At 66.9% G+C, this 12,201-nt stretch carries 11 protein-coding genes; 4 read left to right on the forward strand and 7 right to left on the reverse strand.

Annotated elements, in window-relative coordinates; translation table 11 throughout:
* The 6 genes from ACE3TU_RS12395 to ACE3TU_RS12420 form a co-directional block, all read right to left on the reverse strand.
* Positions 1-2,396, reverse strand: a 2,396-nt coding sequence (locus ACE3TU_RS12395) for an LEPR-XLL domain-containing protein (RefSeq protein WP_374624588.1), incomplete at its 3' end; no start/stop codon positions are given.
* A 323-nt stretch (positions 2,397-2,719) separates the two neighbouring features.
* Complete coding sequence (locus ACE3TU_RS12400; protein WP_374624590.1) at positions 2,720-3,478, reverse strand: SapC family protein; 759 nt, start codon at positions 3,476-3,478, stop codon at positions 2,720-2,722.
* A 63-nt stretch (positions 3,479-3,541) separates the two neighbouring features.
* Complete coding sequence (locus ACE3TU_RS12405) at positions 3,542-3,823, reverse strand: hypothetical protein (protein WP_374624592.1); 282 nt, start codon at positions 3,821-3,823, stop codon at positions 3,542-3,544.
* A gap of 12 nt (positions 3,824-3,835) precedes the next feature.
* Positions 3,836-4,216, reverse strand: coding sequence for a translational machinery protein (locus ACE3TU_RS12410; RefSeq protein ID WP_374624594.1), 381 nt, complete (start codon positions 4,214-4,216; stop codon positions 3,836-3,838).
* Between the two features lie 121 nt (positions 4,217-4,337).
* Positions 4,338-5,492 carry a hypothetical protein gene (locus ACE3TU_RS12415; RefSeq protein WP_374624595.1) on the reverse strand — a complete coding sequence of 385 codons (1,155 nt, stop codon included), beginning with the start codon at positions 5,490-5,492 and terminating at the stop codon, positions 4,338-4,340.
* 36 nt (positions 5,493-5,528) lie between these two features.
* The gene (locus ACE3TU_RS12420; protein WP_374624597.1) at positions 5,529-6,371 is read right to left on the reverse strand and encodes a BON domain-containing protein; all 843 of its coding nucleotides are present in this window, start codon (positions 6,369-6,371) and stop codon (positions 5,529-5,531) included.
* Positions 6,372-6,494: 123 nt separating this feature from the next.
* On the opposite strand from ACE3TU_RS12420, the gene ACE3TU_RS12425 reads away from it, so the two are divergent.
* Both ACE3TU_RS12425 and ACE3TU_RS12430 read left to right on the forward strand, forming a co-directional pair.
* A complete protein-coding gene (locus tag ACE3TU_RS12425; protein WP_374624599.1) occupies positions 6,495-6,854 on the forward strand; it encodes a DUF4342 domain-containing protein in 360 nt (119 codons plus the stop codon).
* Positions 6,855-6,859: 5 nt separating this feature from the next.
* Positions 6,860-7,231 (forward strand): hypothetical protein, encoded by a 372-nt coding sequence (locus ACE3TU_RS12430; RefSeq protein ID WP_374624601.1) that lies wholly within the window; start codon positions 6,860-6,862, stop codon positions 7,229-7,231.
* Between the two features lie 69 nt (positions 7,232-7,300).
* Here the strand turns inward: ACE3TU_RS12430 and ACE3TU_RS12435 are convergent, their stop codons facing one another.
* The gene (locus ACE3TU_RS12435) at positions 7,301-8,122 is read right to left on the reverse strand and encodes a FecR domain-containing protein (RefSeq protein WP_374624603.1); all 822 of its coding nucleotides are present in this window, start codon (positions 8,120-8,122) and stop codon (positions 7,301-7,303) included.
* A gap of 247 nt (positions 8,123-8,369) precedes the next feature.
* Between ACE3TU_RS12435 and glsA the strand changes: the two genes are divergently transcribed.
* Positions 8,370-10,205, forward strand: coding sequence for a glutaminase A (glsA, locus tag ACE3TU_RS12440; protein ID WP_374624604.1), 1,836 nt, complete (start codon positions 8,370-8,372; stop codon positions 10,203-10,205).
* Between the two features lie 72 nt (positions 10,206-10,277).
* Positions 10,278-12,201: molybdopterin-dependent oxidoreductase (locus tag ACE3TU_RS12445; protein ID WP_374624606.1), on the forward strand; the 1,924-nt coding region annotated here is incomplete at its 3' end.

Below are 12,201 nucleotides of genomic sequence, written 5' to 3' on the forward strand. Positions count from 1 at the left end.
GTGACCGCCTTGTCGATCAGGTTGGCCGCGTAGCTGGTCTGGATCGACAGCTCGGGGATGATGATGTTGCCCTCGTTGTCCTTCACGCGCTCCTCGGTGAAGGTGGCGGGCAGCGCCCAGGCGATGAACCCCGACGTGTCGGTGGCCGAGACGGTGATCCCGCCGCTGACGTCGACCGTCGCGTACGACAGGCTCGCGGTCGTTGCTCCATCGACGGTGTTGCTGGCCCACAGCCCCTTGGCCGTATGATCCGTGTCCGAGCCGGCCACGAGGGACAGACCGCCACCCTCGATGCTCAGGCCCTTGCCGCGCACCCTGGTGTTCTCGGTAGCATCGATCGCGGCGATGCCGACGAAATCGGTATCGACGGTGGCGCTGATGGTCCCGGAACTGCTCGCACGGGCGAGGACTGCGCCGGCGGCATCGATCGTCGGATCCGCCGTGGGCGGCGTTGCCGCGCCCAGCGCGTCCGCGTCGCCCAGTTCCACCTCGGTGGTGCGGTCGACATCGATGCTCAGTTCGACCGCGTCGAACATCAGCGAGAAATCGGCGAGAATCGGAACCTGGAGGTTGCTGGCCGCCGAGAAGTCGACGGTGACCTCGGTGACGTCGTCCGCCGAGACCACGACGGCGGCAGCGGTCGAGCCGATGGTGCCGCCGCCCGTCTGGTCGATCGTCGCGGCGGCGTCGAGCGTCACCGTGCTGATGTTGGTCACGGTGGTGGCGATGGCGACGTTTTCACTGCCGAAGCTCAGGCCCTGCAGTGTCACGTCGGAGACGTCGAGCGTGATGGCGACACTGGTGTCGGCGGACAGTTCGACGGTCGCGCCCGACAGATGGGCCGCGCCGATGCTCACGGTGGCAGAGTTGGTCGAGGTCAGCGCTACCTGGTCGAATGCAGCTCCGAGTATCTCCGTACCGGTGGCGTTGCTCACCGCGGCAACGATGCTGGAATCGACCTGCGCCTTGACCAGAAGCGCACCGCTGGCGGCGACCGAACCGCTGACGCTGACACTGGCAGTGCCGCCGACCATGGCGCTGAGCGACTCGAGTGTGCTTCCGGTCCCCGTGGCGGTGCCGGCAGCGGCGCTGCGCGCCTCGAGCGAAATCGCGCCACCCGAGAGCTGCGCGCCCGCAGCCACGGTCAGCGAAGTGTTCGCCGCCGCTGTCGCGGCGATGGTCTGCCCCGTTCCGGCGCTGGTGTCCGAAAGGCTGGACAGGGCGGTCAGCGACAGGGCCGCGGTGCCGGTGGAGAGCACGGCACCGGCGCTCACCGAGATCACCTCGGCCGTCACGGTGATGGAGTGATCCTCAAAGCCGCTGGTACCGGCGAAGGTCACCGTATCGGTGCCCAGCCCCCCGCCCACCGACAGGTCGAACCCCAGCCCGGTCCCGAGGCCCTCGAGCGCCAGCGTGTCGTCGCCGGAGGCGAGCAGGATCACGACGCCGGATGTCGGCGCCGCGAAGTAGATCTTCTCGAAGGCGGTCCCGCCATTGTTCTCCAGCACGAAGTCGTAGGCCTCGTAGCCGGAATCGGTGCCGTCGACCGGCCGCAGGCGGGCGTTGACCCCGCCGTTGCCGTTGAGTTCGGACATGTCGACGGTGACGACGCCGCCGGAGGCGCTGACCGTGGCGGGTTCGAGACCGGCAAAGCGATGCTGCCTGCCATCAAGGTCGAAAAGCCCGGAATCGGCGCCGGTCGGCAGATAGACGGCGTTGTCGAAACCGGCTTCGAGCACCAGCGTGTCGAATCCGCCGGCGCCGCCATCCATCACTCCGTCGACCCAACCGGCCGCGAGCACCACGAAGGTATCCTCGTTGCCGGCGGCCCCCTGGAGATTCTCGACATTGCCGAACGTGACGCCGCCGACCGATCCGGCGTTCTCGCCGGTGATCGACCAGCCGGCCGCGTCGTCGCTGTCGAAGACGATACGGTCGTCCCCTGCCCCGCCATCAAAGTCGAGCGGGGGCATCACATGTCCGCCGAAGGATGCGACGTCGACGGTCAGCGTGTCGGCGCCGGCGCCGCCCTGGATCGCGATCGCGGATATCTCGGCGAGGTCGCCGAAGGCCAGCAGGGCGTTGTCCGAGCGATCGCGAATCTCGACGCGCTGGGCGGTGACCGCCTGCTCGCCGATCTGCTGGCTCTCTTCGACCAGCCGCACGATCATGTCGCGATCGAGACCGTCGTCATATTGCGCGAGACTGACGCCGAGCACGTCGGCATTCATCAGCAGCCGCGGCTCGAGCGCATCGAAGACGATGCGATCCCCGATCCCTGCCGCACGGCGTCCTCCGGTGTCCATCGCCGCCGTTGCCGGACGGAACGCGGAGCGCTTGCCATGCCGGCCCCGGGGCTTGCCCCACAGACCGCGCGACGTGAACGGATAGGCCAAGCCGCATCCCTCCCAAAAGGACAACGGTCGACAAGGCGACATCCACCGCCATGATCGCCGCAAGAGCGCCTAAGTGGTCATGCCTACTGAATCGAGACGATCAGAGCACGACAGCAATAAACAAAGCGACGCGCCGACTACTAAACCTGAGCGGAAACGCCGTGGCAGTGCGTATCCGAACAACTGACGCGTGCCGCGCGGACACGTGTGCCGGGGCGCCCTCAGGCTGCGCCGTTATGGTTCATAAAAGGTAAATGCCCCAAGGGCATGGCTGCCCCCGGCGTTGATTTTACGCATGATTCGGCTTGGTGCGCCGACAAAAATCAGTTGCTGACCGGCTCCGCCGGTGCGCCTGCCGCGCTGCCTTCGGCGCCCATACGCTCCACCATCGGACCGAAGTTCCGCAGCGAAGCCAGGTGAGCATAGATCACCTCGAGCTCGTCGGCCTTGGCGAGCTCGCCCAGGGTCTCCGCCGGCAGGGCCTTCAGCTTGGCGCGGTTGATGACCTTGAAGCCCCCCAGCGTGAGCTGCTGGCCGGTCTTGAGCTTGACCTGAGCCTGCATCGGCTCGAACAGGTCGAGATCGGCGAGCTTGCGGCACAGACCCTGCGTCCGCTGGAACTGCGCTTGGTAGACCTGCAGGAAGTTGAGGACGTTCTTAAGGTACTGGGTACGTTCGCCGTCCTTGTCGAACAGCCGTTCGCCGCGCCCCTCGGTATTGACGCCTGAAAAGTCCTCGTCGAGGCACAGCGTGAAGGTCTTGCCGTCGTCCGTCGAGGAAAAGACGAACGGATATCGGCGCACGAAGGCCGGGACGTACTTGGCGTCCCAGGTGCCGTCCTTGTCGACGTACAGGTTCTCGCCGTCGCGGACACCGAGCAGGACCACCGGAACGACGTCGCCCTCGCCCGCAAAGACAACCGGATAGGCGGCGGAGGCGACGGCAACCTCGGCGGCCACCAGCGGCACCGAGTTCACCCGGCCGGCAAAGCCGTAGTCGGTGCCGGTCTTGATGTACCAGTCGCGGTGACGCTGCTGTGAAACCGGAACGGCGCGTTCGTAGATCAGCAACTGCGTCGCCAATGGACCCTCCTGAGAATAAGCGCAGTAGGGGTAGCGGCTAGTTCGCACCGTGTCTAGCTGGCGTCACAAGTGCTTAGCGGAATTGCAGAAATACCCTGCAGCGTCGACCTTGCCGGCCCGGCCGGAGGGGATGGAATCGTCAACGGACTCCGCCTTCAGGAGCCCGCGCCGCTCCAGTTCGGCGCGCAGGTCGGGCGGCAGCTCGCGACAGGCGCAGTTCGCCGCGTGGCCGGCATGCCACTCGAGGCGCTGTTCCAGGGTGGGATTGCGCGGCATCTTGTGCGCCAGATGCCACTCCCGATTGAGTTTCGGGCGGGGGGCCGCGCGGGTCTCGGGAGCGGGCATCGGACGAACCTCTCAGTGCATGCGATCGGCCTTGTGGAAGTAGGTGCGGGCGGCGGCAACCACCTGCGCATCGGTGGGATGATCACTGGGCTGGATGTCCCACACCTTCTTGGCGACCTCCGGGAAGTGTTCGTTGAGGTAGCCTGCCAGGACCGTCTTGGCCTTGCCCGGCCCGACGATCAGGATCGCCTTGGCCTTGCCCAGGGCCTTGCCCACGGCCTCCAGCATGGCGTGGTCCATTTCGACCGTGCCGAGGCCGACGTGATCCGCCTTGCGGTGCAGGTGATGGATCGGCCGCGTGTCGTGCAGCTTCACCTCATCCGCTTCCGAGGCTGTGATCTCGAACACCTTGGCCTGCTTCTGATCGATCCAGACGCATGCATGATAGGTCATCGACGTGTCTCGCTTTCCTTGACGTTTTCTTGTGCGGCGGAGGCGGAACCCCAGCCGATGACCAACACTAGTCCGGTCGGCAGGGCGCCGATTTGCGCTGAGTCAAATCGGCGCCCGCAACTCAAGCGGCAGCGTCGGCTGCGGCGAGACGGGGCGCGTCGGCCGTCCAGCCCCGCATGGCGACGACGGTCACCGCGCCGAAGCCGAAGACAAGCAGCACGAGCGTGATCAGCCAGCCCAGCACCGGCAGCAGGCCGAGCAGGAAGGCAGCGACCAGACCCGCCGCCAAGACCCCGACGCGCTTTCCGGTCGTGTCGACCGTCAGCATCGCCTGCATGACGCGCAGCATCAGCAGGAAGGCGCCGAAGACATAGGCCAGGGCGCAGGCGACGACGACGAACACCAGCACGAAGGGCAGCAGAACCAGGCCCACCAGCGTCATGGCGAACACCGGCACCAGCCCGACGATGGCCGAGAAGCCCAGGATGCCGACCAGCAGGTTCCGGAAAGGTCGACGCGCGGCGCTGTCCTCGAGCGCCTGCACGCGGCGTGGCGCCAGCGCGATGATCGCGGCCCCCATGGCGAAAAGGAACAGCCACCACAGCGCAGCGCCCCAGATCGCCGGCCAGACGCCGCGCACGGCGTGCTCGGCGGTCTTGCCGGCCTCGGCGACGTAGTCGGGCGTGCTCAGTACCTCGAACTTGACTCGCTCGGGCGGGGCGACCGTCGTCGGCACGGCGATTTCCTTGGGTGCCCGGATGGTCAGGATGCCGTCGATCCGGGCTGCCGAGCCGAAGCTGAGGCTCTCACCGTAGAAGTTCATGTCCCCGGCAATGGCGGCATCGAGCGTCAGCGTACGCGAGGCGGTCACCGCGGCTCCGTTCACCGGGCGCCCGATGGTGATGCTCTCACCGGCAAGGCGGACGTTACCGCCTACCGGGTCGGAGCTCGACAATACGATCGAGTTGGCCATCGCGGTGACGTCACCGCCAACCGGTGCATTCAGCCTGACGGCGAAGCCGGCGGCGTAGACATCGCCGGCGACGGCCGCATCCACGACGACGTTGTAGCCGGCAAGATGGGCGTCCCCGGCGACGGTCCCGTCTAGATCGACGTCGTAGCCGGCCATGAACACGTCGTGCCCGACCGGTTGATCCACCCGGGCGGCCTGCCCGGCCGCGTATTGGTCGCCACCCAGAACCATGCCGGATTCCTGGGCCTGTGCGGCCGTGGCCACGAGGCCAAGGCACGCTAGCATCATCAGCAAGCTTCGCATCGATCGATTCCTTTCACGCCCCATGGGGCAAATGGTTCAAGTATGAGCAGCCTCGCCCGACTCCGCGGCGAGGCTGATGAAGACCGGCGCCGGGACGTGACCCTGCCACGGCCGGAACTGAGGCGCAGCAAAGCGCTGCCAGAAGCCGGGGAAGGGATCACGCCGCCCCGGATAGGCTCTAGCCACCAGACGCTCCCCCGCTTCCAGCGCCCCGGCCAAGCCCGGCCCGGGCAAGGCCTGGGCGAGCGGGCCGGCAGAAATATACCCGGCGCGGTACCCCTCCCCGAGGTGACCGACGAGTGCGGGCGGGAGCGGCATGCCGATGTCGAGCGTTACCGCATTGGGCAACCGGTTGCGGAAGACCACGATGAGTTCCGCGCTGCGAGGCACCCCGTTTGCGGCAAAGAGCGCGTCGAGATCGGTGACGGCCTGCCGGATGGCGGCGGTGGTCGAGGCCTCGTCGAGCCCGCAGAAGCGCGTCAGAAAGGCAAATGGCTCCGGTCCTCGCCGCCGCTGCGGCGCCCGCCCGTGCGGCTGCCGCATGGCCGAGGATATCTGCACGAAGTTGTTCACCCGCGTGATGCCCGGCACGGCGGCCACGGCGGCCTCAAGCCGGCGGTTCTGGTCGGCACTCGGGAGCGTACCGGAGAGGGTCACCACGCCGTCCTCGACGGCGAGAGTAACGGTCCGATCGGCGGCGCCGATGGCATTCCACATCGCGACGCGCACACTTTCGGCCAGATTGTCGTCGACGCTCTCATTGCCGACGAGCGGCTGGGTGCCCGGATCGATCGGGGGCCGCGCGTGCGGCAGCACATGCAGCCGGTCAGCAACCTCCGGCGTGGCGTCGAGTGGCGGGCGGGCGGGTCGAGTGGACATCAGGCACTTCCTCCTCGAGACACCATCCACCTAGAGCGCCGGGAGCGCTCCGGTCTTGAGCCACATCAAAGTCGGAGGCGGGCAAGGACGGCAGTATGCACCCACAGCAACAGGAGGTCGAAGATGAACGACGATCCGAAGGACCAGGACAAGGGCGACGCCAAGAGCGCGTGGCAGACATTCACCGAGGAAGTCGAGGTGGCCGGCCATCAGCTGGTCGAGGAAATCAACCGGCTGGTGGCGGAAGGTAACGTCCGCAAGATCCAGATGCGCAGCGAGAGCGGCGACATCTTCCTCTCGATCCCGCTGACGGCCGGGGCGGTGGCCGGCGGCGTCGTGGCGCTTGCCGCGCCGTGGCTGGCGGTCATCGCGGCGATTGCCGGGCTGGTGGCCAAGGTCAAGCTCGAGGTCGTCCGCAGCGGCCCGGCCGACCAGCAGCAGCCGCCCAAGGACATCACGCCGGACGACACACACTCGATCTGAACCGCATGACCACGATCTCGCACATCCTGCTCGAACTGGCTCGTGAACCGGGGCACCCGCAGGGCGACCGCAGCCACGGCTACCACCTCTACCTGCCGCTGAAGGAGGACGGCACAATCGACGTGACCGCCTACGAGAAGAACCGACCGGCCTGCCGCGTCCGGCGTTTCCGACCGAACGAGACGGAAACCCACGGGCGCGTCCGGCACGGACCGGGTGGCCGGTGGTTTTTCGACTACGATCTCGACAGGGACTCCGACGACGAAGCGGGCTTCAGACTTGGCACCGAGCGCTTCGTGCCGGGGGAATACGTGTCGGTGCGCGAGGACGACGGCAAGCTGCACACGTTCCAGGTCATCCTGGTCCGCCCCGAGTAGTCGTCACGACGGGAGCGCAGAGGCCCGCGCGCCATTCAACGCCGCGGGCCTTCGCGCAACTGCCTGTCGTCAAAAGGTCTCGTAGCAGTCGTCCGGGTAAGGATATTCGCCCTCGCCCTCGCCGTAATCGGGGAGAAGGGCCAGCAGCAACTGAAGCTGCTGCTCGCGGGTATAGTCGAACTGCTCGGGCAGCAGGAAGCCGAGGATCTCGCACGCCTCTTCGTCGGTCTCGTCCTCGACAAGCGACTCCTCGACGTCGTTGACGAAGCCGGCATTGAAGCACTCGCGGGCCTTCTCGAACCAGAATTCGCGATTCAGGGTCGACTGATCCTCGGCATACTGGAACAGTTCCTTCCAGGCAGCGCGCTCCTCACCAGTCGTCTCGCCGGCCGGCCCGATGATCTGGGAATCCGTTGTATCGTACTCGCCGATCTCGCAGGCATCGTCCAGGGTCACGCAGACATCGTCGGTGTTGCACAGCCGCACTGCCCCGTGGAACAGCAGGACCTGAGTGCCCTCCTCGTCGACGTTGAAATCGAACTCGGTGCCGCGCACACCGATGGTACCGGTCGGCGTGGTGATCAGGTAACGATCCTTGGAGGCAACGCCGGTGGCAAAACGGAAGGTGCCGGCCAGCGCGTTGATGGCAAGCTTGCCAGCCGAGTTGTCCCCGCGCAGCAGATAGTCCTCGATGGTGAGCACGGAGTTCGGGCCGACGACCAGTTCCGTCTGATCGGAGAACTTGATCTGCACCTGCCCCTCGGCACCGGTGCGAACGACATCGCCGATATTGAGATCGGCACCGACCGTCAGCACCCGGATGATGCCGCTGGTCTCGGCCTCGGCCTGCGGATCGACCCCCAGGGCGGTACCGCTCGCGGCCCACGCCACAGACGGCGACAACCCGAGAAGAGCCAGAACCGCTACTCCCGCGGCCCGGCGCACAGCGTCCACTATTCGCATCTCAAACCCCTCTCCGAACCGCCGCCCCGCGGCCGCCCACGCATTGTTCCCGGCAGACATGACACACTTTTGACAATAGCACGTCCATTGGCCGTGACGACCCGAAAAGCCTATTGCCCAAGAAATGACACGGTGCTTATTTTGCTTAGTTTTTGGGCGCTGCAGAGTCAACGATATGCACTATCACGATATCACGAAGATATCGACCGCCACTCCTGAACTCCCCGTCTGGCAGTATCTCAAGCAACTCTACGATCGCCACCTACCCAACCGGTCCGGACAGCTGGCCAGCTACATCCCCGAACTCGCCGCGGTCGAGCCCGACGGCTTCGGCATCAGCTTCGCCACGACCGACGGCTTCGTCTACGAGATCGGCGACACCGAGCGACAGTTCACCATCCAGTCGGTGTCGAAGGCGGTCATCTACGGCCTTGCGCTCGAGGATCACGGGCACGACGTGGTGCTGAGGAAGATCGGGGTCGAGCCCTCCGGGGATGCGTTCAACTCGATCACCTTCGACGAGAAGAACAACCGGCCGTTCAACCCGATGGTCAATGCCGGCGCGATTGCGGCCAGCGCCCTGATCCGGGGCGACAGCCACGAGGAGCGCTACCAGCGCATCCTCGATATCTTCGAGCGGTTCACCGGCAGGCGGCTGGCCCTCGATGCGGCCGTCTACCAGTCGGAGAGCCTCACCGGTCACCGCAACCGCGCCATCGCATATCTCGAACTCAATTCGGGGATGATCGATGGCGACATCGATGCGCATCTCGACCTCTATTTCCGCCAGTGCTCGCTGCTGGTCACCACCCGCGACCTGGCCCTGCTCGGAGCCACGCTCGCCAATGGCGGCATCAACCCGGTAACGCGCAAGCGCGCGATCTCGGCCGACAATGTGCGCGCGGTGCTGTCGGTGATGAATACCTGCGGCATGTACGACTATGCCGGTGGCTGGCAGTTCGACGTGGGGCTGCCCGCCAAGAGCGGCGTCGGCGGCGGTATCACCGCGGTGCTGCCCGGCCAGCTGGGGATCGGGGTTTACTCCCCGCGGCTCGACGCGGTCGGCAACAGCGCCCGCGGCGTCGGCGTCTGCGAGGACATCTCGGCGAACTTCCGCCTGCACCTGTTCCAGGACCGGGGGTCCGGCCTCGTGCCGTTCCGACGCCTCTACCGGGGCGACGAGGTGCATTCACGCCGGATGCGCCGCGGCGCACAGGCCAAGAAGCTCGATCGCTTCGGACACCTGATCTCCGTCTACGAGCTGCAGTCGGAACTGGGGTTCAGCGAAGCCGAGCGGGTGACGCGGCGGCTGATCGAGGACCTGAGCAGCGCCTACTACTTCATTCTCGACCTGACGCGGGTGGTGCGGATGGACGCGGTGGCGCTCGATCTGCTCAACGCGGCGCGGCGAACGCTGCAGGAGGCCGGCAAGACGTTCGCCATCGTCACCGTCTCCGACGAGGTGCCGGCCGAGTTCGAACAGCAGATGCACTTCCCCAGCATCGACCTCGCGCTCGAGTACTTCGAGGACCGACTGCTTGAACAGGCCGGAGCGCAGGACGAGACGACGAGCGTGCCGCTTGCCGAATTCGACCTGCTCGCCGGGCTCGACGCCGGCATGATGGCACAGCTCGAGGCCGAACTGATGCCGCAGCCCTTTGTCCCCGGCCAGACCCTCATCGCCCAGAACGTGCCGGCCGACGACCTGTTCTTCCTGATCTCGGGGCGGGTGGAGGTTGCCGTTCGCATGGGGAATGGTCCGAGCCATAGGGTCAGCACGGTCGAAAGCGGCACGATGTTCGGGGAACTGGCCCTGTTCGGCCGGGCGCCGCGCACGGCCGACGTCATCGCGGTGACCGAGGGGTTGGCGATGGTGCTCGACCGCGCGGGCATCGAGCGTCTCGCCGCCTCGGCCCCGAAGACCTGGTCGGCATTGCTGCTCGCGGTGGGATCGAGCCTGTCGGAACGGTTGCGTCGGGCGAACGGGGAGATCCGGGCGCTGTCCCGCTAGGCGCGCCGGCCGTCGGGCATCGCCGGCCGGAAAGGCGCTGACAAGTCCGGGCGCAGCCGCTAGCCTTGCTGCATGAACGCCATCACGACGCCCCGCACCGCCCGTTCCGTCTGCCCGCACGATTGCCCCTCGACATGCGCGCTGGATGTCGAACTCATCGACGCGCGCACGATCGGCAGGGTGCGCGGAGCCAAGGACGATCCCTATACGGCCGGGGTCATCTGCGAGAAGGTGGCCCGCTACTCGGAGCGTATCCACCATCCCAACAGGCTGCTCTATCCGCTCCGCAGGATTGGCGAAAAGGGCGATGGGGGCTGGCAGCGGATCAGCTGGGACGCGGCGCTGGACGAAATCGCCGGGCGCCTGCTGGCCATCGAGGCCGAATATGGGTCCGAGGCGGTCTGGCCGTATTTCTACGCCGGCACGATGGGGCACGTACACCGGGACGGCATCGAGCGGCTGCGGCGTGCGCGGGGCTACTCCAACCAGTACGACACCATCTGCACCGGCACCGCCTGGCCGGGCTACTTCGCCGGCGCCGGGATACTGGCCGGCCCCAACCCAGAAGAGATGGCGGAGAGCGACTGCGTGGTGATCTGGGGCACCAATGCGGTGGCCACCCAGGTCAATGTGATGACGCATGCCGTGCGGGCCCGCAAGGAGCGCGGGGCCAGGATCGTCGTCATCGACATCTACCGCAATGGCACCATGGAGCAGGCCGACATGGCGCTGCTGCTGCGCCCCGGCACCGACGGGGCGCTCGCGGTGGCGACCATGCACGTGCTGCTCAGGGACGGCCTCGCCGATCGCGCCTACATGGCTCGCTTCACCGACTTCTCGCCGCAGTTCGAGGCCCATCTCAAGGCGCGGACGCCGGAATGGGCGGCCAGCATCACCGGGCTCTCCGTGGCGGAGATCGAGGCCTTCGCCCACCTCGTGGGGACGACGCCGCGCAGCTTCTTCAGGCTCGGATACGGCTTCACCCGCCAGCGCAACGGCGCCACGGCGATGCACGCGGCCCTGTCGATCCCGGCGATGACAGGGGCCTGGCAGCATCGCGGCGGTGGCGCCTTCCACACCAATTCCGGGATCTGGAGCCTCGACAAGTCACTGATCGAGGGAAACGACCTCGGCCCCGGGGGGCGCGCGCTCGACATGAGCGAGATCGGCAAGGTGCTCACCGGCGACCCCACGGCGCTGAAGGGCGGCGCACCGGTCAAGGCGCTGTTCATCCAGAACACCAACCCGGTCAATGTCGCCCCAGAGCAGGAACTGGTCAGGGCCGGTTTCGCCCGCGAGGACCTGTTCACCGTGGTCCACGAACAGTTCATGACCGAGACGGCGCGGATGGCGGACATCGTGCTGCCCGCCACGATGTTTCTCGAGCACAACGACTATTATCGGCGCGGCGGGCACACCCGCCTGCTGTTCGGTCCGGCGCTGGTCGAGGCCCCGGGCGAGTGCCGCTCGAACTTCGAGGTGGTGAACGCGCTGCTGCGGCGGCTTGGCACGGAGCACCCTTCCCTGCACCTCAGCGATCGCCAGATGGTGGCCGAGACGCTCGACCGCTCCGGCCTCGGCAAGCTCGAGGAGATCGAGGCCGTCGGCTTCGTCGATCGCGACCCGCCCGAGCACAAGGCGCATTTCCGCGACGGCTTCGCCTGGCCGGACGGGCGCTTCCGCTTCTCCCCCAACTGGCAGGGCACGGCGGAACGGAAGGGCTACCTGTGGGTCTGCGATCCCGCCGAGATGCCGCGCTTCGCCGACCATTGGGACGTCACCGAGCGGGTCGACGACGAAACCCCGTACCGGCTCGCCACCAGTCCTTCGCGCAGCTTCCTCAACTCGAGCTTCGCCGAGACCCCCGGCAGCCGCAAGCGGCAGCCGCACCCTACCGTGCTGATCCATCCCGCCGATGCCGCCGATCTCGGGATTGTGGAGGCAGAGCGCGTGGTACTCGGCAACCGGCGCGGACGGGTGGAACTGACCGCCGCGC

Origin of the sequence: Devosia sp. (genome assembly GCF_041917035.1) — a bacterium.
Classification (GTDB): domain Bacteria; phylum Pseudomonadota; class Alphaproteobacteria; order Rhizobiales; family Devosiaceae; genus Devosia_A.